The organism is Kribbella sp. NPDC050281 (genome assembly GCF_040655855.1).
GTDB lineage: Bacteria > Actinomycetota > Actinomycetes > Propionibacteriales > Kribbellaceae > Kribbella.
In genome coordinates this window covers 95445-118800 of the sequence record NZ_JBFAKS010000027.1, presented here as the reverse complement: position 1 = coordinate 118800, position 23356 = coordinate 95445, and the positions used below count along the sequence as shown (strand labels likewise).

Below are 23356 nucleotides of genomic sequence, written 5' to 3'. Positions count from 1 at the left end.
GTGACGACTCCGCCGGAGAGCGAGAAGGGCATCCTGCATCCGCGTGAGCAGGCCCGGCACCGCTCGCTCCACCGCCTCGCCGCAGGGCCCGAGGTCGGCCGCTTCGTCGAGTGGTACTGGATCGTCGAGTGGGACCTCGACGAGCCGTACACGGCCGAGGTGCTGCCGTTCCCGAGTGTCAACGTCACCTTCGAGCAGCCCGGTGGTGCGTTCGTCAACGGCATCTGCACCCGCAAGTTCGAGCGTGAGCTGGTCGGCCGCGGGCGAGCGTTCGGGGTGAAGTTCTGGGCCGGTGGGTTCGGTGCGGTGACCGGACTGGACGTGGCGTCGTTCCGCGACCAGGTGCTGCCGCTGACGGCCGTGTTCCCGGACGGCGACCGGCTCGCGGACCTGATGTTCGCCGAGGAGTCCGACGTACGACGGCGAGCGGTGTTCGAGGCGTTCCTGCGCGATCACCTGGCTCCCCCGGACCCGTCGTACGAGCTGGTCCGCGAGATCGTGACCGCGATGTCGGCCGACCGCTCAGTGGCCCGGGTGGACCAGATCACTGAGCAGTTCGACATCCCGATCCGCACCCTGCAGCGACTCTTCCGCCGGTACGTCGGCGTCGGCCCGAAGTGGGTGCTCCGCCGCTACCGCCTGCACGACGGCGCCGAGCTCCTGGCACAGGGCGAGGCAGCCGAGCTCGCGGAACTGTCCGCCTCCCTCGGCTACTTCGACCAGGCCCACTTCTCCAAGGAGTTCAAGCAACAAATCGGCCTGACCCCAGCCGAATACGCCGCCCGAGCCGCAGCCGAACGCCAAATCACCTACCAACCCTGAGCAAGCCTACGGCCACATCTTGGTGACACGACCGCGATCGAGGACGTGCCAGAACCCGACAGAGCTTCTGGCGGTTGCCCTCAAGATGGCGGCCTCAGCGTCTACGAAGCGTTGCGCCATCTGATCAAGGGTCAGGTTGCCTGAGGCCAGGCAGAAGAGATTCCCACGGTCCAACGCCTCTAGCTCGCGGGCACGGTAGCGGATCTTCTTGTCCTTCGTGAGCAGGACCCAGCCGCGCGAGCAACCCTCGGCGATCCACTCTTCATCGGCAATGTCAGCTGCATCATCGGGATAGAACTCTGCGATGAGGTGCACCGTCCAGCCATGATCACGGAGACGATTCGCCGATGCCTTCCCGAGACTTCGATCGAAGAAGAACTCAGGCGGCCTGGCGGAGGACATTCTCGACTACATCCGCGGGGAGTTCGTACTCCTCGGCCACGACGCTGATGGGCTCGCCCGTCCTCCACAGGGAGACCATCGCCTCGACCGGAACCTTGCTCTTGGCCAGCACAGGTGCGCCCCAGCCGAACCGTGGGTCAATGACCACCTCGGCCTCTGACGGATACTGCGGCAGCCTGAGACGTTCAGGGGCTCCGGCGGCATCCCAGCTGATGTACCTCAGATAGTCCGCAAGAACCTCGGGGAACGCACCTTGGCGGTCCGGCGCGCGCACCAAGGACTCGTCGGCCACTCTCACGAACAGTTCGATGCCGTCTGTTGCAATCCGCTCGCTCGCCAAGGCATACGCATCCGCAAACTCAGACCTCACCAAGTCGGCCGCCCGCCTGACGGTCGGCATTGAGAAGCCGAGTTCATCACGCAGGGTTCGCAGTACGTAGGCCTCGATGATCCCGACGAACGGAACCCTGGGCCAGCCCCTCCGCTCTGGCCTGACCGCATGTACCAGCGACGCCCCTGAGTTGTCCGACAGCCAGTTATCCAGGGTTGACTCAGGCATCTTGAGATAGCGCGCCGTCTCTCGCGCGGTAAGGAGCGGCGTGGTGTAGATGTCCGTCATCGCACCCCTCTCTGAGCTTGGCCTTCCGAGCCTATCTCCGACCGAGCCTCGCAATGCAATCCTCGACCAGTGACAGTCTCGCAGTCGCGACCGACACAGTTCGATGGACCACTCGGCACGCGGCGTAGGAGACGCCGATGATTACCCCCGCGGAGTCATTCGTGACGCCGGAACCGCTTACCAACCCTGAGTGCGATGGCGACCGTGGCTGCGGTTGTTGCTGAGAGCAACGCCAGGAGGAAGCCGTAGTGCGGGTCGTGGGCATCGACGATGTGGCCTGCGAAGGCTGCGCCTAGTGCGATGCCCGCGGCGCAGCCGGAGTTGAGCCAGGTGAAGGCCTGCGTGAGTACGGCGGGGTGCACCTCTGCCTGCGTCAGTACTGCGGACAGGATCTGGAACGGCGCGATCGCCAAGCCTGGAAGGGCTAACGCGAGGCCTGCCTGGAGCGGGGAGTCGACGACGAGCAGTGGCAGACAGGTCAACGCCAGACCCGCCAGGGCGATGGCTAGCTGGGTAAGCGGTGGAGTGCGCCAACGCCGTGCGCCGTAGGCCAGTCCGGCGAACAGACTGACCAGACTGGTCACGCCGTAGAGCGGTCCGGCGAGTCCTGGACTGCCTGTGCTCAGCGCGTACGCCGTCACCGAGACCTGCATGCTGCCGAAGAACAGACCGATGCCGATGTTGGTCCCGATCAGACCGAGAAAGGTCGGACGCATCAACCGCGCCTTGCCGGTTCCACGCTCGTGCACTGCCGGTGGAGGCGCCGTACTGCGTTGCACAGACAGCGACAGACCGCCGGCCAACAGCAGAGTCGTGGCGAGGATCGATCCGGCGACCGGACTGGCAAGGCTACTGACCGTACCTATCAGGGCTGGGCCGACCATGAAGGCGACGCCTGTGCCGAGTGACTCCAGCGCGTACGCCGAGGACAGCCCGGGCCTACCGCGGAGAGCATGCGACCACCTGGCTGAGGTCTGCGCGCCCACTTGCGGCAGCGATCCGCCGGCGAGGACGCCGGCAGCGACCAGCACCGGCAGCCGCGCCGACTGCAGCGTGAGGCCGATCAGCAGAGCCACCGCCAGGCCGTGCGCCAGCAGAGTGATCGGCAGCATGCGGGTCTGCCCGTACTTGTCGATGAGGCGTGCTACTTGTGGACCCGCCAGTGCCTCAGCGACTGCGAAGCCACCAGTCACGCTGCCTGCCGCAGCATACGAGCCGGTGGAACTGTGGACCAGCCAGACGATGCCCAGGCTGGTCATGGCGATACCGATGCGAGCCGGCGCCGCCGCTAGGTAGAACTTCCACGCCCCGGGAGTACGCAGTACCTCTGCGTAGGTCGCTGCGGGCGTGCGGATCCGTCCGGTGAGTGCCGGCACGGTAGTACCTTCCGCTGCCCGGAGGGGCGGGGACCGACCGTGGGCGTCCTGCTGCACCGGTCTGTCCGAGTCCGCCTACAACCGTCCATATCTCGGGCAGGAAGCGGGGACGCGCGCCGCCTACCGGCTCTATCAACGGGCAGTAACGTCGTAGCTCAGGTTGACGCGCTCATCTTACCGTCCCTCAGAACGGGAACGCATTGGCTGCTGTCGACCTCCGCCGCGATTGCGACGTCGTCCGGGTAGCCGTACTGCGTGAGTTCGCGACCGCCGGCGCAGTCGTACAGCAGTGCAGGCAGCTCGTCTGCGACAGCGTCGTACGCCGCCACCGCTGCTCGGGCTTCCGGCGACAACCCGCCCACCCGCAGGGCGCTCAGAAACCCACCGGCACCCCAGAGGTCCTCCACTGCCGGTCGGAGCGATCCGTCCGTCCACCGCTCCCCTGCCGCGATCGCCACCACCTTGAGGTCCGGCTTCTTGGCGCACCGCACATTCACCCAGGTGGCTGCGGCAGCCCGGTTGCGCAGTGACACCGCGATCACCGTGGCACCGCTGTCGCTGAGCTGCTGCGCGATGGTCGAGCCGTTGGGCGACGGGAGCACCAACCGCTCGACTCCACGTGCTTGACGGATGGTGACCGGCGACAGGCTGATGTCGCCCGGACCCGCCTCGGACCTGCCGACCGCGAGCTGAGCGTTGTACTGCTTGGCATAGGCAACGGCCGTCTCGTCGCGCCAGCGGTACGGGTACACGTCGATGCCTTGATCGACGGCGACGGTCACTGCAGTGGTGAACGACAGCACGTCCACAACGGCCACCAGGTTGCCGGCGACCACCTTCGCACCGACCGGTCCCCAGTCGAAGCCGACTCTGTATCCGTCCTGCGCATACGGGCTGGTCACCCGACGGATCATGCCGCCGAGTCACCAGCCCGACAACCAGGTTTCAGCTCAGCGCATCGGCCGCGGTGGGTGACGAGTCGCGGAGGAAGGTGGCGCAGCGCTCGGCCTCGTCCTTCTCGTCGATCAGCGCGGCTGCCTTGCCCAGTGCGGCGAGGCAGCGCAGGAAGCCGCGGTTCGGCTCGTGCTCCCACGGGACCGGGCCGTGGCCCTTCCAGCCGTTGCGCCGGAGCAGGTCCAGGCCGCGGTGGTAGCCGGTCCGGGCGTACGCGTAAGCCTCGATCGTGCGGCCGCCCGCCAGGGCTGCCTCGGCCAGCACACCCCAGGCCAGCGAGGACGTGGGGAACTTGGCCGCGACGTCCGCCGCAGCTGCCCCGGCGGCGAGTTCCGCCGCGGCCGGGTCTACTGGGAGTAGTGTCTCGGGTGGACCTGAGAGCAGATTGTTCAATTCCATAAGCACATCTTCGCCGATCACGCAGCCGAACCGGCACGTGACCGTCTGACGAAATCCGTTGACCGTTCACCGACCGGCCACGGATGCTTGAGACCCTGCGTCAATGCCGCCGTGGTTCCCAGCTACGGCCGGAAGGAGGCACCGGATGAGCGTCATAGTCCTGAACGCGTCATACGAGCCGCTGCACACCGTCTCGATCCAGCACGCCATCCGGATGCTGGTCCGAGAGGTCGCAGTGGTGGAAGAGGCGCACGGAGAGCGGACCATCGGCCCTTTTCCGGTTCCGCGCGTACTGCGCCTGGTCCGGTACGTCGTCACCCATTGGCGCTACGCGGCCGGGCGGATGAAGTACAGCAAGCACGGTGTGCTCCGGCGTGACAAGTTCCGGTGCGCGTACTGCGGCCTCGACAATGCCGACACCATGGATCATGTTCAACCCAGATCCAGGGGCGGCCGCACCGAGTGGCTGAACGCCGTGGCCGCCCATGCCACCTGCAACGAGCGGAAGGGCAACCGCACACCCGCCGAGGCCGGCATGCCGCTCCTCTGGCAACCCTGGGTTCCAACCCGCGCAGAGCTCGTCATACAGACATGACGGGCTTTTTTCATGCCCGTTGCCAGGCGCATTGAACTACCGTCCGGACGGCTCCTGGAGATCACCACGGTTGCCGAGCGGCCGGAGCTGGCCGGTGCAGAGGTCGGCGTCGCGGGCTGGCCCGAGTTCATGCGCCACAACCGAGTGTCCGAGGGCTACTTCTGGCAGACGCTCGAGACGTTCCCAACGACGTGCCTGGTGGCGACAAGTGATGGTGTAGTCGTCGGCGACGCCCACGCCGTACAGCTGACGAGTCGCGCGGAGCTCCCGGCCGGAGGGTGGGAGCAGGCGGTTGTCTGGGCGTTCGCGGACGCCCAGCGTGGACTCGAACCGGACGTCGCCTGCGCGCTCAACATCAGCGTCGCCCAAGACCTCCAAGGACAGGGTGTAGCCGGCCACCTCCTGGCCGCCCTCCGGGACGCTGCCACCGACCTTGGACTGGGGCAGCTCCAAGCGCCCGTCCGACCGACCCACAAACACCTCGAACCCGGTACGCCGATGCAGGAGTACGCCGCCCGGACTCGCGCGGACGGCCTGCCGTTCGACCCGTGGCTTCGGACGCATGTCCGGGCCGGTGGGGAGATCGTCGGCCTGGCACCGACGTCCTGGGTAGTCGCCGGGTCGCTGGAGGAGTGGCGTCGATGGACGAGCCTGCCGTTCGACCAGGACGGCCCGGTCGAGGTTCCAGGTGCTCTCGTCTCCGTGCGGTGCGACGTCCAGGCCGGATGTGCTGTGTATGTGGAGCCGAACGTGTGGGTTCGGCATCGGCTGTGATCCCCAGGTTCTCCACAGGTTCGAAGTCGTGGTCCGCGGAGGGGGCTGATCGCGGCAGGTTCTAGGGCATGAATCCTCAACTTGCTGTGATGGCCTCGATTCGGGGCGGCGTGTTCACTCGGGCTGATGCTCGGGCCTGTGGTTACCCCGATCCGGATATCGACTCCTTGCTGGACACCGGCGGCTGGCGCCGGATCCGGCCGGGCACGTATGCCGAGCGCCGGTCGCTCATCCTGATCACTGAAGAAGTCCTGCATCTGCGGAAGGTGTCGCGCGTTCTCCGCTCCGGCGGGCCCAACGTCTACGCCAGTCATCAATCCGCCGCGGCCCTGCATGCCCTACCGGTCTGGGGGCTCGACCTGTCCCGCGTGCACGTGACCGCGCCCGCCGGTCGCCCGGGCTGCGTCGGCGGCGTGCACCGTCACATCCGCGACCCAGTCGGCCCAGGCATCCAGCTGTGGAACAAGCTCCGGATGGTCTCCCCCGCCCGCGCGGTTGCCGAGGTGGCGGCGACCGCGCCCAAGACGCCGGCCGTGGTCCTGGCCGACGCCGCGCTGTACGCCGGTCTCGTCACCAGACGCTCGCTGAAACGCGCAGCCCACGACCACGGCAATGAACGCTCGGTCGAGATCTCGTCCCTCGCCTGCACGAGCTCGGCGTCGGTGGCCGAATCACGTCTGCGCTTCATCCTCGCCGGAGCCGGCTTCCCGACGCCGTCACCGCTTCCTGCCCCGGACGCGGACACACCCGACCCAGGCCAGCCCGAGACCACGTCCCTCTGGTTCCCGGAGGAACGCACAGTGCTCGAGTTCGAGCCGCGCTTCCCCTTCTGGTACGACGAATTCGTGCCGGACGAGGACGAGTCAGCCGCACCCACCCCACTCCCCGACCCGTCCGCCCCGTTGCCGATCGAGCACTGCTGGATCCCCTGGGCCGATCTCAACGATCCACCGGCCGTCATCGACCGCGTCCGTTCCACCTTCGCCCGAGCATCCCGCCGTACCGGCGTCCGCCGGTTCGATCTCGTCCGTGCCCGGATGTGAGTGAGGGGCCCACCGCTCTCGGCGGTGAGCCCCTCGAAACCCCAGATCTGTCAGGAGCAACAGATGTCAGGTGTTCAGTACCGAGCGTCAGGCGTTGATCGCCGTACCCGCCGAGCGGAGGCTCTCGCAGGCCTCCACGACGCGCTTGGCCATACCCTCCTCGGCCGCCTTGCCCCACGCGCGCGGGTCGTAGGCCTTCTTGTTGCCGACGTCGCCGTCGACCTTCAGCACACCGTCGTAGTTCGTGAACATGTGCGCGGCGGCCGGCCGGGTGAATGCGTACTGCGTGTCGGTGTCGACGTTCATCTTGATCACACCGTGGTCGACCGCGGCCCGGATCTCCTCCAGGGTCGAGCCGGAGCCGCCGTGGAAGACCAGGTCGAACGGGCGCTCCTTGCCGACCTTCGCGCCGACCTGGTCCTGGATCTCCTTCAGGATCTCCGGCCGCAGCTTGACCGCGCCCGGCTTGTAGACGCCGTGCACGTTGCCAAAGGTCAGCGCGGTGATGTAGCGGCCGTTCTCGCCGGTGCCCAGCGCCTCGACCGTCGCGAGGCCGTCCTCGACCGTGGTGTAGAGCTTCTCGTTGATCTCGTTGGCGACACCGTCCTCCTCGCCGCCGACGACACCGACCTCGATCTCCAGCACGATCTTCGCCGCGGCCGTCTTGGCCAGCAGATCCTTGGCGATCTCGAGGTTCTCGGTCAGGGGCACGGCCGAGCCGTCCCACATGTGCGACTGGAACAGCGGGTTCTCGCCCCGGGCGACGCGCTCGGCAGAGATCTCCAGCAGCGGCCGGACGAAGAGGTCCAGCTTGTCCTTCGGGCAGTGGTCGGTGTGCAGCGCGATGTTCACGCCGAAGTTCTTGGCGACCTCGTGCGCGTACGCCGCCAGGGCGACCGAGCCGGTCACCATGTTCTTCACGGTCGAGCCGGACAGGTACTCCGCACCGCCGGTGGAGACCTGGACGATGCCGTCCGAGCCCGCCTCGGCGAAACCGCGGATCGCGGCGATCAGCGTCTGCGAGGAGCTGACGTTGATGGCCGGGTAGGCGAAGCGGTTCTGCTTGGCCTTGTCCAGCATCTCGGCGTAGACCTCAGGGGTGGCAATAGGCATGTCTCGCGGTACTCCTCACAACACAGTTCTTGTGGGTCGAGCTCCAGTATTGCCGCCCGGTACCTCGTCGTATCCGGCGGCCCGCCTGCCGGACCGGCCGGGCGGCCGGGGAGCGATCGGCAGGGATGTAGACCAGTTGATGAACAGGACAGATCCAGTTCGTTGCGGCCGGATGTCCGTCGGGGGTCCGGCCGCGGCCACTCAGGCCGACCCGGATCGCGGGCCCCGCGGGGTCAGAGCCATATGCAGCCGGTAGCGATCGGCCCGGTAGGCCGACCAGGACAGCTCCACGACCTTGCGGCCGGCGAAGGTGGTCCGCTCGAGGACCAGCAGGGGTGCCCGCCTGGCCACACCGAGGACCCGGGCGACGTGACCGTCGGCGTTGTCCGCCCGGACGGTCTGCTCACCGGAGGTGACGACGACGTCGTACTCGCTGGCGAAGACGTCGTACAGGGTGCCGAGCTCACGGCCGAGCAGGCCTGGGAAGAGCGCGGACGGGTAGTAGCCGACCTCGTAGGCCATCGGCGAGGCGTCGGCGGTGCGCAGCCGTTCGACCCGGATCACCTTGGTGCCCTTGGCGACCCGGAGACCCTTCGCGGTCTCGTCCGATGCCTCGATCTCGGTGGCCGACAGCACCACCGTGCCGGGCTCCAGGCCACGGGCCCGCATCTCCCGGGAGAACGAGGTGAGGTGCAGTTGGGAGTCGACCTGCGGCCCGGTGACGAAGGTGCCCTTGCCGTGCACGCGTTCCAGCGCGCCGGACTCGACCAGGTCGCTGATCGCCTGCCGGACGGTCACCCGGGAGACGTTCAGTTTGTCCACCAGGGCGCGTTCGGAGGGGATCGGATCTCCTGGATGCAGCTCGACATCGATCAGCCGTTCCAGTACCGATCGGACCTGGGCCCGCTTGGTCGCCACCATAGCTTCTCGATCCTCCAGACCTGGGCGAGCCTCGGGGGTGCCCCGGGGCGCCGCTCACTGCTATCGTGCGCAGCATACCTGTTAAGACCAGATAGGACCAGTGATCGCAGTGGTGTCTGTCCCCGCTCAGGAAACCCAGATGGCGCGCGAGATCGCCGAGCAGCCGGCCGCCCTGGCCGCGACGTTCGAGCATGTGCTGCCGCGGCGGCACGACATCACCCGGCTGGCCGCGGGGCGCCGGCACGTGATCTTCGTGGCTCGCGGATCGTCGGACAACGCTGGCGTGTACGGCCGCTACCTGACCGAGATCCACGCCGGCCGGCAGGCATCACTCGCCGCCCCGTCGGTGGCGACGCTGTACGGCGCCAACCTCGACCTGTCGAACTCGCTGGTCGTCGCGGTCAGCCAGTCCGGTGCGACCCAGGAGATCGTCGACACCGCCGAGTGGGCCAAGCGCAACGGCGCCGCGATCGTCGGGATCACGAACGACGGCGACAGCCCGCTGGCCTCGACCGCCGACGTTGCCCTGATCACCCAGGCCGGCAAGGAGCTCGCGGTGCCGGCCACGAAGACCTACACCACGCAACTCGCGGCGATCACGGTCGCCGTCGATGCGCTCGCGCAGAGGCCGGGCACACTGGACGCGGATATCGCCCGGGTCCCCGACGCCGCGACGAAGATGCTGGAGAACTCCGTCGAGGCCGCTGCGGACCTGCTCGCCGGCGCGCACGACGTACTTGCCAGCGGGCGTGGGCTCACGTTCGGTACGACGCTCGAGGTCGCCCTCAAGCTGGAGGAGACCTGTCTCCAGCCGGTCCGCGGCCTCTCGTACGCCGACCTGAAGCACGGCCCGATCGCGGTCGTCGACGCCGACCTGGTCACCATCCTGGTCGCGGCCGGCGAAGGCCCCGCGCTTCCGGGCATGATCGAGCTGGCCGGCATCGTTCGCGAGAAGGGCAGCAAGATCCTCGGTATCGGCGGCGACCCCACCTTCGCCGCCCGCTGTGACGTCAACCTGCCAGGCCCCGACCTCCCCGAAACCCTGGCTCCCCTGGCCCTGGTCATCCCAGCTCAGCGAGCCATCGAGTCGCTAGCCCGCAAGCTGGGCCTGAACCCCGACGCCCCGCGAGGCCTCCGCAAAGTCACCCAAACCGACTGACCCAGGTCGGCCCCGCAGCTCCTCGGCGACGCAGCTCCTCGGCCCCGCAGCTCCTCGGCGACCTCCTTCGAAGATCTCCTGGAAAAGTGCTCATTTGGTGAGCAGTTTGGCTGAGAGGGTTGTGGTCAAGAGCAACCGAGGAAGGGGCAGGACCATGATGCGAGGGTTTGCGACCGTGAGTTTCTACGCCGACGACGTGAAGGCGGCGCGGGAGTGGTACTCGAAGCTGCTCGGGATCGAGGCGTACTACGCGGTGCCGTCGGCGGAGGAGCCGGCGTACGTCGAGTTCCGGTTCGGGGACTTCCAGTGCGAGCTGGGGATCATCGACGCGAAGTACGCACGGCATGACGTCAGTCACGGCCCCGCCGGCGCGGTCGTCCACTGGCACGTCGACGACCTCGAGGGCGAACTCGAACACCTGCTGGCGCACGGGGCGACCCTGCTCGAAGGAATCGTTGAGCGAGGCAACAACACCGGCTTCCGCACGGCGTTCGTGGTCGACCCCTTCGGCAACATCATCGGCATCATGAACAACCCGCACTACCTCCAAATCCTCGCCGACCTCAAGGCCTGAGCACCCGCCGCGCACCGCGAGCGGGGACCGCGCACCGGGAGCGGCGACCGCGGACATGTCGTGACTTGTCCGAGGTCCCCACTTCCTGTCCGAGCCCTCTGGTCGTCCCGCCCGCGTGCCGGATGCTTGTGCCCTCGATCCTGCTCCCGCCCACTTCCCGTCCCACTTCCCCCGCGCTCCCCGAACCCCCGTTCGCTGGCGAGCCGAGTCGGGACCACGTTCGTCTCGACCCACGTCCCCCGCACTTCCCAGCCCCCCGTTCACTGGCGGGCCGTGGCGGGACCACGTTCGCGTCGACCCACCTCCCCCGCGCTTCCCAGCCCCCGTTCACTAGCCGGCCAGGCCGGGACCGCGTCCGTGTCGACCCACCTCCCCCGCACTTCCCAACCCCCCTTCGCTGGCGAGCCAGGCCGGGACCACGTCCGTGTCGACCCACCTCCCCCGCACTTCCCAACCCCCCTTCGCTGGCGAGCCAGGCCGGGACCACGTCCGTGTCAACCCACCTCCCCCGCACTTCCCAACCCCCCTTCGCTGGCGAGCCAGGCCGGGACCACGTCCGTGTCAACCCACCTCCCCCGCACTTCCCAACCCCCGTCGCTGGCGAGCCAGGCCGGGACCACGTCCGTGTCAACCCACCCCCTGCACTTCCCAACCCCCGGTCACTGGCCGGCCGTGGCGGGACCGCGTTCGTCTTGACCTGGTGCACCAGATCCGCATCTGAGCGGCGATCCGGTACGCACACGGCGCACAAAGTCGAGGATTCCGCCGCGCCGGGCGCCGGCGGGGCTCGGGGCGAGCCGGTGCGGCGGGGGCCGGGGCGGGTCGGCGGGCGGCGGCAGAGCTGCGGCGCGGCGGGGCCGGGGCAGGGCCGGGCTGCGGCGGGGCAGGGCGGGGCCGCGGCGGGTCGGCGGGGCGCGGCGGGGCAGCGCGGCAGGGCAGCGCGGCAGGGGGCGGCGGGGTGGGTTAGAGGTGGCCTCGGTGGGTTAGGGATGTGGTGATTTGGGCGGCGGCTGTCTGGAGGTGGGGGAGGACGTCGGTGCGGAGGGTGGCTGGGGTGGAGCGGGAGGCGTGGGCGGAGACGTTGAGGGCGGCGATGGTTCGGCCGCGGGCGTTGCGGATGGGGGCGGCGATCGAGCGCAGGCCGAGCTCAAGCTCCTGATCGACGAGGGCGTACCCGTCGACGCGGGCGCGGTTGATGCTGTCGCGGAGCTTGTCCGCCGACGTCACAGTCCGGGGGGTGAGCGACTCGGCGTCCAGCGTCGACAGGTAGGTCGTCAGCTCCTCCTCCGGCAGGCCGGCCAGCAGGACACGACCCATCGAGGTCGGGTACGCCGGCAGCCGCGCGCCGACTCCGAGAGCGACGGTCATGATCCGGCTGGTCGGGACGCGGGCGACGTACACGATGTCCGGCAGGTCGAGCGTCGCGATCGAGCACGACTCGCGGGTCTTCGCGGTGAGCTCCTCCATGAACGGTCCCGCAAGCTCGCCGAGATCGAGCGACGACAGGTACGCCCACCCGAGAGCGAGCACCCGCGGGGTGAGCGAAAAGCGCCGGCCGTCGCTGCGGACGTATCCGAGTTCGCCCAGCGTGAGCAGGATCCGCCGTGCCGTCGCCGGCGTGATCCCGACGTCGCGCGCCACCTCGCTGAGCGTCAGCGACGGCGCGTCCGCCGAGAACGCACGGATCACCGCAAGCCCACGCTCGAGCCCCTGCAGGAAGGTCCCGGTAGACGTCTCAGCAGCCATCGGCTAGCCTACTTTTCGTTGAAAGAAGAACTTTTCGCTCAGCGAAATCCTAGCGGAGCCCGCATGCCAAGTCCAGTTCCTCTCAGCGAAGCGATCGCGGCGCACGTCCACGACGGCGACACCGTGGCGCTCGAAGGCTTCACCCACCTCATCCCCTTCGCGGCCGCGCACGAGATCGCCCGGCAGGGCCGGCGCCACCTGACCCTGGTCCGAATGACGCCCGACCTCGTGTACGACCAGCTGATCGGGCTGGGCGTCGCGGACGAGCTCGTCTTCTCGTACGGCGGCAACCCGGGGGTCGGTTCACTGCACCGGCTCCGCGACGCGGTCGAGAAGCACTGGCCGCACCGGCTCGTCGTCCACGAACACAGCCACGCCGGCCTTGCCAATGCGTACGTCGCCGGCGCCGCGCGGCTGCCGTTCGCCGTACTGCGGGGATACCGCGGCACGGATCTCGAGGAGCAGCGGGACATCATCAGCCGGGTCACCTGTCCGTTCACCGGGGAGGAACTGGCCGCGGTGAAGGCGGTCAACCCCGATGTCACGGCGATCCACGCGCAACTGGCGGACCGGGACGGGAACGTCATGCTCTGGGGCATCACCGGGGTGCAGCGCGAGGCGGTGCTCGCGGCGGAGCGGGCGATCGTGACGGTCGAAGAGGTGGTCGACGAGTTCCCCGAGCACACCGGCGCGGTGATCCTGCCGAACTGGGTGCTGTCGGCGGTGAGCGTCGTACCGGGTGGGGCCTGGCCGTCGTACGCCGCCGGGTACTCCGGGCGCGACAACGACTTCTACCAGCGGTGGGACGCGGTGTCGCGGGATCGTGCAGCGTTCCTGCGGTGGGCTGAGGAGAACGGCCTGCCGGCGGCCCAGGAAGAGGTGACCGCGCATGCGTGAGCAAGACACCGTGGCGCAGACATCTAAGTGGAACTCCGCGGACATGATGAACGTGGCGGCAGCCCGGGAGTTGCGGGACGGGGATGTGTGCCTGGTCGGCGTCGGGCCGCCGAATCTGGCCGCCAACCTGGCACGGCGGACGCATGCGCCGAACTGCCGGCTGGTCTACGAATCCGGGGCGATCGACGCGAAGCCGCGCCGGCTGCCGTTGTCGATCGGGGACGACGATCTGGCCGCGACGGCGACTGCGGTGGTGTCGGTGCCGGAGATGTTCAACTACTGGGTCGGGGCCGGACGGATCGACGTCGGGTTCCTCGGCGCGGCGCAGATCGACCGGTTCGGGAACATCAACACGACCGTCATCGGCGAGCACAGCGACCCCAAGACCCGGCTGCCGGGTGCGGGCGGTGCGCCGGAGATCGCGGCGGCGGCCGGGCGGGTGATCGTGATCGTCAAGCAGTCGCCGCGGACATTCGTCGAGCAGGTCGACTTCGTGACCTCGGTCGGGTACGGCCCGACCGGCCGCGAACGCCAGGCTCCCGGCGCCGGTCCGACCCTGGTCATCACCGACCACGGCGTACTCGAGCCCGACCCGGACACCAACGAGCTGACGCTGACCCGTCTGCACCCAGGGGTGACCGCCGAGCAGGCGCGTGCAGCAACCGGCTGGCCGCTGAAGGTTGCCGACAGCATCAAGTCTGTCGAGCCGCCGTCCGAGGTGGAGCTGACAGCACTGCGCAGTCTCCGCGATCGGGAGGCCGCCGATGCCTGAGGCGGTGTACGCCGCAGGGCCCACCGGTGACTGGGGCGGGCGAGGTGGTCGTGGATGACGAGCGACTTCGTGCACACGTTCTTCCCCGGGCGGGTGGTGTTCGGGGCGGGATCGCTCGATCAGGTGGCGGCCGAGGTCGAGTTGCTCGGGGTACAACGAGCCCTGGTGGTGGCGACCAATTCGGCGCGGGACGCGGCTGACGTGGTCGAGGTCGAGCTGAAGGATCGGTTCGCGGGCCGGATCGACGGGGTGACGCAGCACGTGCCGACCGAGGTTGCGGAGAACGCGCGAGCGAAGGCGCGGGAGATCGACGCCGACGGGCTGGTCGCGATCGGCGGTGGCTCGGCGATCGGCCTGGCGAAGGCGGTTGCGCTGACCGGAGAGCTCCCCATCGTGGCTGTTCCTACGACGTACGCCGGATCCGAGATGACCCCGGTCTGGGGCGAGACGTCCGGAGGCAGCAAGACCACCGGCACCGATCTGAAGGTGTTGCCGAAGGTTGTGGTTTACGACGCGGTGCTCAGTCAGCATCTGCCGTTGAAGGTGACGGCCGCCAGCGTGGCCAACGCCATCGCACACTGCGTCGAGGCGGTGTGGACACCCAAGGCCGACCCGATCACCGAGACGACAGCCGTCGAAGGAGCTCGAGCCCTCGCAGCAGGACTGAGAGCGATCCTCCAGGATCCCACCGATATCGATGCCCGGAGCAACCTTCTGTACGGCGCCTGCCTCGGAGGCTCCGCACTGGCGACGGCCGGCACCGGGCTGCACCACAAGCTGTGCCATCTCCTCGGCGGCGCCTACAACCTCCCGCACGCCGAGACCCATGCCGCGGTTCTGCCGCAGGTGACCCGTGTCAAGGCAACAGAAGTACCGCAGGCCATGGCACGGCTCGAGGCGGCGCTCGGCACCGACGACCTGGCGACCGGGCTGTATGACCTATTCACCGACGCCGGCATCTCCACCAACCTGAGGGACCTCGGCCTGACCGAGGACCAGGCTGAGGAAGCCGCGCGCACGTTCCGGGGAGCTCCGCCCGAGCTCCTGCACGACATCCTCACCCGCGCATGGGCCGGTATCCGGCCCGAAGGAGCGACCCGATGAGATCCGCCTTCCTGCTGGACGCGGTCCGCACCCCCGTCGGCAAACTCGGTGGCGCGCTCGCGGCAGCCCGTCCCGACGACCTCGCCGCGGCGACCCTCCAAGAACTCGCCGGCCGCACCGGCATCGACCCGGCCGAGCTGGACGACGTCTTCCTCGGCAACGCCAACGGCGCCGGCGAGGAGAACCGCGACGTCGCCCGAATGGCCGCACTCCTGGCCGGCTTCCCCACCAGCGTCCCCGGTACGACGGTCAACCGTCTCTGCGGATCCGGGCTCGAAGCCGCGATCCAGGCAGCGCGGGCGGTCGAGACGAACGACGCCAGCCTGGTCATCGCCGGTGGCGTGGAGTCGATGAGCCGCGCGCCCTGGGTACTCCCGAAGCCCGAACGCGCCTATCCGCACGGCAGCATGACCGCCGAGTCGACCTCCCTCGGCTGGCGGCTGGTCAACCCGAAGATGCCGAAGGACTGGACGATCTCGCTCGGCGAAGCGACCGAGCGACTGGCCGAGAAGTACGGCGTCACCCGCGAAGCGCAGGACCTGTTCGCGCTCGAGAGCCACGAGAAGGCCGCGAAGGCGTGGGCGGCGGGCGCGTTCGACGCGGAGATCGTGCCGTGGGAGCACCTCGCTATCAAGGGGCAGCCGCTCACCCGCGACGAGTCGATCCGCGACGGCGGCACCCCCGAGGTGATGGCCAAACTCAAGCCGGCCTTCCGCACCGACGGCACGGGGACGGTGACCGCCGGCAACGCATCCACGTTGAACGACGGCGCATCCGCCGTACTGATCGCCGATGAGGACACCGCCGGCCGGCTGGGCCTGGCCCCGATGGCGCGGATCGTCAGCAGGGCAGTACACGCGGTGGATCCGCAGTACTTCGGGATCGGACCGGTCGAGGCGTCGAACAAGGCGCTGAAGAAGGCGGGCATCGGCTGGGACGATCTCACCCTGGTCGAGCTCAACGAGGCGTACGCGGCCCAAAGCCTTGCTTGCCTGCAGCAATGGCCAGACCTGGATCGGGACAAGGTGAATGTGAACGGCGGAGCGATCGCGCTCGGGCATCCACTGGGCAGTTCGGGAACCCGCATTCTGACCACTCTCGCGCACGAACTGAAGCGGCGCGGCGGTGGCTTCGGCCTGGCGACGTTGTGCATCGGCGTCGGCCAAGGCCTCGCGATGGTGATCGAGGCATGAGGAGCAACCGGATGGATCTGCAAGGCGACGACCTGACCGATGCGGTGGTGGCCAGCTTCGACGGCAGCCCGGACCCGCGGACCAAGGCGGTGATGAGCGCGCTGGTGCGGCACCTGCACGAGTTCGCGCGGGAGGTGAAGCTGACCGAGGCGGAGTACTTCACCGCGATCGACTTCCTGACCCGGACCGGGCAGATCTCGACGGGCACCAGACAGGAGTTCGTCCTGCTGGCCGACGTACTCGGGCTCTCGATGCTCACCGTCGGCCTCGGCAATCCGAAGTCGACGGGCGCCACCGAGTCCACTGTTTTCGGGCCGTTCTTCGTCGAGGGCTCGCCCGCGGTCGAACTCGGCGGGGACATCTCGAACGGCGCTCCCGGACATCCGTGCCTGGTGAGCGGCCGGGTCCTGAGCACCAAGGGCGAGCCGATCGCGGGAGCGCTGGTGGAGACCTGGCAGGCCGACGAGGACGGCTTCTACGACGTTCAGAAGGACACCGACGGTCCGCAGAACCGCGGCCATCAGACGACCGATGCCGAGGGCAACTACTCGTTCTGGGCAGTGCGACCGGTTGCCTATCCGATCCCGGACGACGGACCGGTCGGCGGGCTGCTGAGGGCAGGCGGCCGCGGCGCGATGCGGCCGGCGCACGTCCACTTCATGGTGACCGCACCTGGTTACGCCCGACTGATCACGCACGTGTTCGCGAGAGGTGACGAGTACCTCGCGAAGGATGCGGTCTTCGGCGTCAAGGACTCGCTGATCGCCGACTTCGTCGAGCATCCTGCCTGTACGGCGCCGGATGGCAGGACCTTCGACGAACCCTTCTACACCGTCGACTACGACCTGATTCTCGCGACCACCGAGGAGGCCGAGCAGTGATCACGACGGATGTTCTCATCGTGGGCACCGGCCCTGCCGGTGGCGCCGCCTCGCTGTTCCTGTCCACGTATGGCATCGACAACATCGTCCTGACCCGCTACGGCTGGACGGCCAACACCCCGCGCGCCCACATCACGAACCAGCGCACGGTCGAGTTGATGCGCGACATGGGCATCGAGGATCAGATCATCGACAAGGGCACGGCGCATCATCTGATGGGCCAGACCGCGTTCTGCACCAGCCTGGCCGGTGAGGAGATCGGCCGGATCCGCACCTGGGGTACGCACCCGCGCCGGCTGGCCGACTACACCGAGGCGAGCCCGACCCTCCCCTGCGACCTGCCGCAGACGCTCTTCGAACCGATCCTGGTGAGTACGGCGGCAGGCCGTGGTGCGCGAGTCCGGTTCGACACGGAGTACGTGTCGCTGGAGCAGGACGATGACGGAGTCACTGCGACGGTCCGCGACCGGCTGAGCGGAGAGACGTACCAGATCCGTGCCAAGTACCTGATCGGCGCGGACGGCGGGCGCAGCAAGGTCGCACAGGACATCGGGCTGCCGATGGCGGGCGCGATGGACATCGAGGGCTCGATGAACATCGTCTTCGAGGCCGACCTGTCCAAGTACGTCGCCCACCGCCCGAGCGTGCTGTACTGGGTGCTCCAGCCGGGTGCACAGATCGGCGGCATCGGCGCCGGCCTGGTGCGGATGGTCCGGCCGTGGAACGAGTGGCTGATCGTCTGGGGCTACGACATCTCCCAGCCCGCGCCGGTGGTCGACGAGGCGATGGCGACTGAGATCGTGCACAACCTGGTGGGTGACGACACGATCGGCGTGAAGCTGAAGAGTACGTCGGTGTGGAGCGTCAACCACATGTACGCCGAGAAGGCCTCGAACGGCCGCGTGTTCTGCATGGGTGACGCGATCCACCGGCATCCGCCGAGCAACGGACTCGGCTCGAACACGTCCATCCAGGACGCGTACAACCTGGCCTGGAAGCTGGCGCTGGTCCTGCGCGGCCAGGCGGACCCGAGCCTGCTGGAGACGTACGACGCGGAGCGGACGCCGATCGCGCAGCAGATCGTCGAGCGGGCCAACAAGAGCCGCACCCAGTTCGGCCAGATCTTCCGCGCGCTCGGCATGACGCCGGACGCGCCGGCCGGACGGACGATCGAGTCACGTAAGGACGACACCCCGGAGGGCGCCGCGCAGCGCGACGAACTGCGGACCGCGATCGAGCTCAAGGACTACGAGTTCAACGCGCACGGCGTCGAGCTCGGCCAGCGGTACCACTCGGCCGCCGTGATTCCGGACGGTACGCCGGAGCCGGCGTACGAGCGGGATGCTGAGCTGTACTACCACCCGACGACCTGGCCGGGCGCCCGGATCCCGCACTGCTGGCTGACCCGCGGCTCGGAGACCGTCAGCACCCTCGACGTGGTCGGCAAGGGCCGGTTCACGCTGCTCACCGGGATCGGTGGCGAGGCCTGGGTGAAGGCCGCGCAGTCCGTGTCCGAGCATCTCGGCGTACCGATCGAGCCGTACGTGATCGGGCCGGGCCGCGAGCTGGAGGACCTGTACGGCGACTGGTCGCGGGCGCGCGAGATCCCGGACCACGGCTGTCTCCTGGTCCGCCCGGACGCGCACATCGCCTTCCGCGCGTCCGAGCTTCCCGACGACGCCACCGACGCCACCGACGCCCTCCAGCAAGCCTTCACGCAGTTGCTAGGCCGCTGAGGTCGGCTGGGCCTCCCGCAGGATCTGGTCGAGAATCGCCGAGATTTCGGCGGCCTCGGCGTCGAGGAGGGTGATCAGCGCCACCCGCGACGTTTCCGTGCGCGCCTCGAGTGCAGCAGCGCTCAGGGCGCGCACGGTCCCGAGCTCATGAATCAGTTCGTCCCACAGAGAACTCATCAACTACCCCCTGTTCCCGTCACAAACCCAGTACGACACCGACGATGCGTGCCGCCCCGCCCGAGTTGGGGCTGACTTTGGTCGAGAAGCCTCACTTCTGTCACTGGGACAACGCGGCACCCTCGCCGGGGGTTACGCGTTCCGTCAACAATCTCCAGCTGTGCGCCGCCACGGTCAGCGGATCACCGGCCTCCACAGGGAAGTCGTAGGCCTCGTCCGAGACGTTCAGCAGAAGCAGCACCGAGTCGTCGCCACTGCCGGACCGCAGAGCAATCGCCGTGTTGGTCAGGTGCTCGACCTTCGTCCGGCTCCGCGTCAGCCATGCGTGCTGCCGCCGTACGCCGATCAGCCATTGATGCAGCTCGTACGTCGGCCAGCCGGACGGATCCAACTCTGCGGTCGTCGCCGGGAACTCCGGCCGGATCGCGTCGTCGCCTCCCTCGCGATCCTCCTTGAGCCCGCGGAAGGCCTGCTCGTCGCCGTAGTACACGCTCGGCACGCCGGCGACGGTGAACAGGATCGCCAGCGCGTGACCGAGGTGCCGCTCGTCGTCCAGGCGGGTCGCGAGCCGCGTCACGTCATGATTGCCGACGAACGTCTGCGGCACGAACGTGTCCAGCAGCGCATCATGCCGCTCGAGGGCGTAGGCGAGCTCGAAGAAGTTGCCGTCGTTCAGCGAGCTCCAGATCGCCTTCCACAGTTCGTACTGCGTCACCGAGTCGAGCCCGCTCCTCGTGACGTACCCGGAGTAGTCGCCGTGGATCACCTCACCGAAGAACCACGCCTCCGGGAATCGGTCCCGCGGCAGCGCCGCCTGCCAGAACTCGGGCGGTACGGCGTACGCCGCATCCAGCCGCCAACCGTCGACACCTCGCTCGAGCCAGTGACCGAGCACCTCGGAGACGTACTGCGCCACCTCGGGCCGGCTGTGATCCAGCGCGACAAGGTGGTCGTGGCCCTCGAAACTGTCGAGCGATCCGTCCGGACGACGCCGGAACCACTCGTCGGGCCCGTTGAAAGACCGCGCGACGTGGTTGAACACCCCGTCCAGCGCGATCCGCAGACCACGGTCGTGCGCGGCCGCGACCAAGCGGTCGAAGTCCGCTTCGTCACCCAGCCGGGGATCGATCCGGAAGTGGTCGATGGTGTCGTAACCGTGCGTCTCCGCGGCGAACACCGGGCCCAGTAGGAGCCCTGAGCAACCAAGTTCGACCGCGTAGTCGAGCCAATTCTCCAACTGGGGCAGGCGATGCACGACCGACGTACCCGCGGTCTTCTCCGCGCCGGCGAAGCCGAGGGGGTAGACCTGCCACCAGATCACGTGGTCAGCCCACATCAGGTCTCCTGACCGAAGGTGTGGCGACGGACCCACGCGTGCATGGCGATCGCCGCGGCCGCGCTCGCGTTGATCGACCGGGTGGACCCGAACTGCGCGATCGACAGCACGTCGGCGCAGATCTCGTGCGCTTCGGCGGTCAGCCCCGGCCCTTCCTGACCGAACAGCAGCACGCATCCGGCGGGCAGGTCATACGTCTCCAGCGGGACCGAGCCGGGCAGGTTGTCGATCCCGATCACCGGGAGATCCCGCTCGGCGGCGTACGACGCCAGGTCCTCGAGGCGCGGGTGGTGGCGGACGTGTTGGTAGCGGTCGGTGACCATGGCCCCGCGGCGATTCCACTTCCGGTTGCCGACGATGTGTACCTCGGCCGCCAGGAAAGCGTTCGCCGTCCGGACCACCGAGCCGATGTTCAGGTCGTGCTGCCAGTTCTCGATCGCGACGTGGAACGGGTGCCGCTGCTGGTCCAGATCTTCGACGATCGCGTCGAGTGTCCAATAGCGGTACTTGTCGACCACGTTGCGCCGGTCACCGGACGCGAGCAGCTCCGGGTCCAGCCGCGGGTCCTCGGGCCACTCGCCCTGCCACGGGCCGACGCCGACCTCGTTCGGCCCGACCAGGTCGGCTCCGATCAGGTCTCTCTTCTCCTCGCCACTCAGCTCCTGCACAGCTGGGGACGCTACCCTGTCGGCGTGCTTTCTCTTGTCGCGATGCTGATGCCGAACTGGATGGATCCGGAGTACCTGCTGAACTGGCTGGGTGACTGGGCCCTCTGGGGTACGGCCGCGGTGGTGTTCATCGAGTGCGGATTGCTGTTTCCGATCCTGCCCGGTGACTCACTGCTGTTCGCCGTCGGCCTGTTCATCGCGCACGGCACGATCGACGTACCGCTGTGGCTGGCCTGTGTGATCCTGACCGTCGCGGCGTTCGCCGGGAACGTGTCGGGCTACTACATCGGCCGCGCGCTCGGTACGACGTTGTTCAAGAACCCGAATGCGCGGTTCCTGAAACCGAGGTACATCGAGCAGACGCACGAGTTCTTCGAGCGGTACGGGCCGCGCGCGCTGGTGCTGGCGCGATTCGTGCCGATCGTGCGGACCTTCATCACGATCGTGGCGGGCGCCGGCAAGATGGACCCGCGGAAGTTCTTCCTCTGGACCGGTATCGGCGCGGTCCTCTGGGCGACCGGCATCACCCTGCTCGGCCACGCGCTCGGCCGGGTCAAGTTCATCCACGACCACCTCGAGTCGGCGCTGATCCTGCTGGTCCTGATCTCACTGATCCCGATGGTCGTCGAATACATCCTGGCCAAGCGCCGCACCCGCCGCGCCCAGCCCGCCGACGAGACCCCAGCATCCCCGAAGCACGCCGCCACCACCAACCACCTCAACGACTGACGATCAGCCCGAGGCACATTTCCAGCGGGACGGACGGCGCTCCGAGGCCGAGTGCTCCGAACCGCTCCCCCGCCAGCAAGCGCGCGACGTCCCCGGGTGAGATGGGCTCGTGCTGGCCGATGTACGCGAGCTCGGACTCGTGGATGTTTAGGTCGAGGTCGGACATGGCGGCGTGGATTCGGGTGGTGCCGTAGAACTCGGGTTTGCCGCCTTTGTCGAGCCAGCGGGCGAAGCCGAGGACGGTGGTTTCCATGGGAATCTTGCGCATGGCGGGCGTGAGGAGGCCCAGTTCCTCGCGGAGTTCGCGTTCCATGCCGGTGGAGACTGCCTCGGGGAGGCGGGTCTTGCCGATGATGTCCTTCGGCTCCAGGCTTCCGGAGCCGCTGGGGGCGACCAGACCGGGTGACGATCGCGAGCCCAGGCCCTGATGGAGCAGGAGCATCCAGCCGTCGGAGGTGAGTGCGACTGTCGAGACGCCGATCTGGTTGCTGAGGTCGTTCTTGCTCAGTGGGACCAGCCGGCCGTCAGCGGTGAAGAGGTGGTGCGTGATGTCGGCGCTGACTCCGGCCAGCGTGCCGGTCCGCCACTGCTCTCCGGCGAGGTAGGTGGACGCCATCGTGTCGAAGTACTGGACCGGCTGCAGGCGGATCTCGCCACCGGCAGAATCCAGGTCTTCGCTCAGGCCGGCGTTCAGACCGTTGAACGACGGCGCACCCGGGCCTGACCGGTCCAGCGCGACGACCTCGGGCTGGATCGCCGCCAGGTCTGGCGGCAGGACGTACGGCCGCTCAGCAAGTACGACGGGCCTGTCCAGGCTGCGGTCGACCGACGGGCTGGTCACCACCGTGCCGCGGGCGCACCGCACGACGCGCCAGTCACCGTCGACGGTGACTGGCTGGTTGATCGGAGTACTCCTCGGTGGGCGAATCAGTGGGCGAACGGGAAGTGCGGGTCCGACCATACCCAGTCGGTGCTCAGGTCGGTGAGCGTAGCGACCTGCACCGAGCCGGCAGGCAGCGGACCAACCATCTGACCGGAGCCGACCGCGCAGGCGACCCGGATCCGGTCAACCGCCTGGTACCAGACCAGCGCCCCCCGTGGCGCCGCCCCTTCGTGCAGAAGAGCATGGTGGTCGAGCCACCGCACCGCGTCGGCCGAATCCTGCCAGCCGCTGTCGTGCGCATAACCGAAGGCCATCCGCTGGAACTTCAGCGTCCAGTCCTGCCACGCCGTCGATCCCACCCGTTCCAGCTGCCAGTTCAGCGCCGCCTCGGTGTCCCGCGGGTTCGCCACCCGCGGGACGATCCGGCGCTCCACAACTGCCTCCCCCCAGGCCATAGGTTCCATCCCCCGACTCCCCCGAACC

At 68.4% G+C, this 23356-nt stretch carries 26 protein-coding genes; 13 read left to right on the top strand and 13 right to left on the bottom strand.

Annotated features, from left to right (window positions below):
* Complete coding sequence (locus AB0I34_RS27260; RefSeq protein ID WP_360450179.1) at window positions 1-822, top strand: helix-turn-helix domain-containing protein; 822 nt, start codon at window positions 1-3, stop codon at window positions 820-822.
* 6 nt (window positions 823-828) lie between these two features.
* Here AB0I34_RS27260 and AB0I34_RS27255 read toward each other — a convergent pair whose 3' ends face one another.
* From AB0I34_RS27255 to AB0I34_RS27235, 5 genes are all read right to left on the bottom strand, one after another.
* Window positions 829-1224 carry a hypothetical protein gene (locus AB0I34_RS27255; protein WP_360450176.1) on the bottom strand — a complete coding sequence of 132 codons (396 nt, stop codon included), beginning with the start codon at window positions 1222-1224 and terminating at the stop codon, window positions 829-831.
* Window positions 1202-1843, bottom strand: a complete 642-nt coding sequence (locus tag AB0I34_RS27250) for a DUF433 domain-containing protein (RefSeq protein WP_360450173.1) — start codon at window positions 1841-1843, stop codon at window positions 1202-1204. The genes AB0I34_RS27255 and AB0I34_RS27250 overlap by 23 nt, the downstream gene beginning before the upstream one ends.
* A gap of 155 nt (window positions 1844-1998) precedes the next feature.
* Window positions 1999-3219 carry an MFS transporter gene (locus tag AB0I34_RS27245; RefSeq protein WP_360450170.1) on the bottom strand — a complete coding sequence of 407 codons (1221 nt, stop codon included), beginning with the start codon at window positions 3217-3219 and terminating at the stop codon, window positions 1999-2001.
* Window positions 3220-3374: 155 nt separating this feature from the next.
* Window positions 3375-4121: a 2-phosphosulfolactate phosphatase gene (locus AB0I34_RS27240; RefSeq protein WP_360450168.1), complete on the bottom strand. Its 747-nt coding sequence runs from the start codon at window positions 4119-4121 to the stop codon at window positions 3375-3377.
* Window positions 4122-4164: 43 nt separating this feature from the next.
* Window positions 4165-4572, bottom strand: coding sequence for a DUF3151 domain-containing protein (locus AB0I34_RS27235; RefSeq protein WP_360450165.1), 408 nt, complete (start codon window positions 4570-4572; stop codon window positions 4165-4167).
* A gap of 145 nt (window positions 4573-4717) precedes the next feature.
* Between AB0I34_RS27235 and AB0I34_RS27230 the strand changes: the two genes are divergently transcribed.
* The 3 genes from AB0I34_RS27230 to AB0I34_RS27220 all read left to right on the top strand — a co-directional run bounded on the left by AB0I34_RS27230 (window position 4718) and on the right by AB0I34_RS27220 (window position 6984).
* A complete protein-coding gene (locus tag AB0I34_RS27230) occupies window positions 4718-5167 on the top strand; it encodes an HNH endonuclease (RefSeq protein ID WP_131512166.1) in 450 nt (149 codons plus the stop codon).
* A 12-nt stretch (window positions 5168-5179) separates the two neighbouring features.
* A complete protein-coding gene (locus AB0I34_RS27225) occupies window positions 5180-5941 on the top strand; it encodes a GNAT family N-acetyltransferase (RefSeq protein ID WP_360450162.1) in 762 nt (253 codons plus the stop codon).
* Between the two features lie 89 nt (window positions 5942-6030).
* Complete coding sequence (locus tag AB0I34_RS27220; protein WP_360450160.1) at window positions 6031-6984, top strand: type IV toxin-antitoxin system AbiEi family antitoxin domain-containing protein; 954 nt, start codon at window positions 6031-6033, stop codon at window positions 6982-6984.
* An 87-nt stretch (window positions 6985-7071) separates the two neighbouring features.
* Here the strand turns inward: AB0I34_RS27220 and fbaA are convergent, their stop codons facing one another.
* The gene (gene fbaA, locus AB0I34_RS27215) at window positions 7072-8097 is read right to left on the bottom strand and encodes a class II fructose-bisphosphate aldolase (RefSeq protein WP_360450157.1); all 1026 of its coding nucleotides are present in this window, start codon (window positions 8095-8097) and stop codon (window positions 7072-7074) included.
* Window positions 8098-8298: 201 nt separating this feature from the next.
* A complete protein-coding gene (locus AB0I34_RS27210) occupies window positions 8299-9018 on the bottom strand; it encodes a GntR family transcriptional regulator (RefSeq protein WP_132156117.1) in 720 nt (239 codons plus the stop codon).
* 139 nt (window positions 9019-9157) lie between these two features.
* Here AB0I34_RS27210 and AB0I34_RS27205 point away from each other — a divergent pair, with 139 nt between their 5' ends.
* Together AB0I34_RS27205 and AB0I34_RS27200 are read left to right on the top strand one after the other, a co-directional pair.
* Window positions 9158-10177 carry an SIS domain-containing protein gene (locus AB0I34_RS27205; RefSeq protein WP_360450154.1) on the top strand — a complete coding sequence of 340 codons (1020 nt, stop codon included), beginning with the start codon at window positions 9158-9160 and terminating at the stop codon, window positions 10175-10177.
* A gap of 175 nt (window positions 10178-10352) precedes the next feature.
* Window positions 10353-10751, top strand: coding sequence for a VOC family protein (locus AB0I34_RS27200; protein WP_360450151.1), 399 nt, complete (start codon window positions 10353-10355; stop codon window positions 10749-10751).
* A 963-nt stretch (window positions 10752-11714) separates the two neighbouring features.
* Here the strand turns inward: AB0I34_RS27200 and AB0I34_RS27195 are convergent.
* Window positions 11715-12497 carry an IclR family transcriptional regulator C-terminal domain-containing protein gene (locus AB0I34_RS27195; RefSeq protein WP_360450148.1) on the bottom strand — a complete coding sequence of 261 codons (783 nt, stop codon included), beginning with the start codon at window positions 12495-12497 and terminating at the stop codon, window positions 11715-11717.
* Between the two features lie 63 nt (window positions 12498-12560).
* On the opposite strand from AB0I34_RS27195, the gene AB0I34_RS27190 reads away from it, so the two are divergent.
* The 6 genes from AB0I34_RS27190 to AB0I34_RS27165 are packed head-to-tail and all read left to right on the top strand — an operon-like array spanning window position 12561 to window position 19080.
* Window positions 12561-13394, top strand: coding sequence for a CoA-transferase (locus AB0I34_RS27190; protein ID WP_360450145.1), 834 nt, complete (start codon window positions 12561-12563; stop codon window positions 13392-13394).
* Window positions 13387-14166 carry a CoA-transferase gene (locus AB0I34_RS27185; RefSeq protein WP_360450142.1) on the top strand — a complete coding sequence of 260 codons (780 nt, stop codon included), beginning with the start codon at window positions 13387-13389 and terminating at the stop codon, window positions 14164-14166. The genes AB0I34_RS27190 and AB0I34_RS27185 overlap by 8 nt, the downstream gene beginning before the upstream one ends.
* A 54-nt stretch (window positions 14167-14220) precedes the next feature.
* A complete protein-coding gene (locus AB0I34_RS27180) occupies window positions 14221-15270 on the top strand; it encodes a maleylacetate reductase (RefSeq protein WP_360450139.1) in 1050 nt (349 codons plus the stop codon).
* Entirely contained in the window at window positions 15267-16463 is a 1197-nt protein-coding gene (locus AB0I34_RS27175) for a thiolase family protein (RefSeq protein WP_360450136.1), read from the top strand. The genes AB0I34_RS27180 and AB0I34_RS27175 overlap by 4 nt, the downstream gene beginning before the upstream one ends.
* On the top strand, window positions 16460-17344 hold the full coding sequence (locus tag AB0I34_RS27170) for a dioxygenase (protein WP_360450134.1): 885 nt from the start codon (window positions 16460-16462) through the stop codon (window positions 17342-17344). Before AB0I34_RS27175 ends, AB0I34_RS27170 begins: the two co-directional genes overlap by 4 nt.
* Entirely contained in the window at window positions 17341-19080 is a 1740-nt protein-coding gene (locus AB0I34_RS27165; RefSeq protein WP_360450131.1) for an FAD-dependent monooxygenase, read from the top strand. The genes AB0I34_RS27170 and AB0I34_RS27165 overlap by 4 nt, the downstream gene beginning before the upstream one ends.
* Here AB0I34_RS27165 and AB0I34_RS27160 read toward each other — a convergent pair.
* From AB0I34_RS27160 to AB0I34_RS27150, 3 genes are all read right to left on the bottom strand, one after another.
* A complete protein-coding gene (locus tag AB0I34_RS27160; protein WP_360450128.1) occupies window positions 19069-19257 on the bottom strand; it encodes a hypothetical protein in 189 nt (62 codons plus the stop codon). The two genes, AB0I34_RS27165 and AB0I34_RS27160, sit on opposite strands and share 12 nt — an antisense overlap.
* Window positions 19258-19357: 100 nt before the next feature.
* Window positions 19358-20593, bottom strand: coding sequence for an alpha-amylase family protein (locus AB0I34_RS27155; RefSeq protein ID WP_360450126.1), 1236 nt, complete (start codon window positions 20591-20593; stop codon window positions 19358-19360).
* Window positions 20593-21252 carry a TrmH family RNA methyltransferase gene (locus AB0I34_RS27150; protein ID WP_360450223.1) on the bottom strand — a complete coding sequence of 220 codons (660 nt, stop codon included), beginning with the start codon at window positions 21250-21252 and terminating at the stop codon, window positions 20593-20595. The genes AB0I34_RS27155 and AB0I34_RS27150 overlap by 1 nt, the downstream gene beginning before the upstream one ends.
* 33 nt (window positions 21253-21285) lie before the next feature.
* Here AB0I34_RS27150 and AB0I34_RS27145 point away from each other — a divergent pair, with 33 nt between their 5' ends.
* The gene (locus tag AB0I34_RS27145; RefSeq protein ID WP_360450123.1) at window positions 21286-21990 is read left to right on the top strand and encodes a DedA family protein; all 705 of its coding nucleotides are present in this window, start codon (window positions 21286-21288) and stop codon (window positions 21988-21990) included.
* Here the strand turns inward: AB0I34_RS27145 and AB0I34_RS27140 are convergent.
* Window positions 21980-22831 carry a hypothetical protein gene (locus AB0I34_RS27140; RefSeq protein WP_360450120.1) on the bottom strand — a complete coding sequence of 284 codons (852 nt, stop codon included), beginning with the start codon at window positions 22829-22831 and terminating at the stop codon, window positions 21980-21982. The two genes, AB0I34_RS27145 and AB0I34_RS27140, sit on opposite strands and share 11 nt — an antisense overlap.
* Window positions 22832-22917: 86 nt before the next feature.
* Window positions 22918-23337 (bottom strand): hypothetical protein, encoded by a 420-nt coding sequence (locus AB0I34_RS27135; RefSeq protein ID WP_360450118.1) that lies wholly within the window; start codon window positions 23335-23337, stop codon window positions 22918-22920.
* Window positions 23338-23356: the final 19 nt, after the last annotated feature.

Coding starts and splice junctions, on each gene's coding strand:
- AB0I34_RS27255 (WP_360450176.1), bottom strand. CDS start 1,224: ATGTCCTCCGCCAGGCCGCCTGAGTTCTTCTTCGATCGAAGTCTCGGG.
- AB0I34_RS27250 (WP_360450173.1), bottom strand. CDS start 1,843: ATGACGGACATCTACACCACGCCGCTCCTTACCGCGCGAGAGACGGCG.
- AB0I34_RS27235 (WP_360450165.1), bottom strand. CDS start 4,572: ATGGAATTGAACAATCTGCTCTCAGGTCCACCCGAGACACTACTCCCA.
- AB0I34_RS27230 (WP_131512166.1), top strand. CDS start 4,718: ATGAGCGTCATAGTCCTGAACGCGTCATACGAGCCGCTGCACACCGTC.
- AB0I34_RS27225 (WP_360450162.1), top strand. CDS start 5,180: ATGCCCGTTGCCAGGCGCATTGAACTACCGTCCGGACGGCTCCTGGAG.
- AB0I34_RS27220 (WP_360450160.1), top strand. CDS start 6,031: ATGGCCTCGATTCGGGGCGGCGTGTTCACTCGGGCTGATGCTCGGGCC.
- fbaA (WP_360450157.1), bottom strand. CDS start 8,097: ATGCCTATTGCCACCCCTGAGGTCTACGCCGAGATGCTGGACAAGGCC.
- AB0I34_RS27210 (WP_132156117.1), bottom strand. CDS start 9,018: ATGGTGGCGACCAAGCGGGCCCAGGTCCGATCGGTACTGGAACGGCTG.
- AB0I34_RS27205 (WP_360450154.1), top strand. CDS start 9,158: ATGGCGCGCGAGATCGCCGAGCAGCCGGCCGCCCTGGCCGCGACGTTC.
- AB0I34_RS27195 (WP_360450148.1), bottom strand. CDS start 12,497: ATGGCTGCTGAGACGTCTACCGGGACCTTCCTGCAGGGGCTCGAGCGT.
- AB0I34_RS27190 (WP_360450145.1), top strand. CDS start 12,561: ATGCCAAGTCCAGTTCCTCTCAGCGAAGCGATCGCGGCGCACGTCCAC.
- AB0I34_RS27185 (WP_360450142.1), top strand. CDS start 13,387: ATGCGTGAGCAAGACACCGTGGCGCAGACATCTAAGTGGAACTCCGCG.
- AB0I34_RS27180 (WP_360450139.1), top strand. CDS start 14,221: ATGACGAGCGACTTCGTGCACACGTTCTTCCCCGGGCGGGTGGTGTTC.
- AB0I34_RS27175 (WP_360450136.1), top strand. CDS start 15,267: ATGAGATCCGCCTTCCTGCTGGACGCGGTCCGCACCCCCGTCGGCAAA.
- AB0I34_RS27170 (WP_360450134.1), top strand. CDS start 16,460: ATGAGGAGCAACCGGATGGATCTGCAAGGCGACGACCTGACCGATGCG.
- AB0I34_RS27160 (WP_360450128.1), bottom strand. CDS start 19,257: ATGAGTTCTCTGTGGGACGAACTGATTCATGAGCTCGGGACCGTGCGC.
- AB0I34_RS27155 (WP_360450126.1), bottom strand. CDS start 20,593: ATGTGGGCTGACCACGTGATCTGGTGGCAGGTCTACCCCCTCGGCTTC.
- AB0I34_RS27135 (WP_360450118.1), bottom strand. CDS start 23,337: ATGGAACCTATGGCCTGGGGGGAGGCAGTTGTGGAGCGCCGGATCGTC.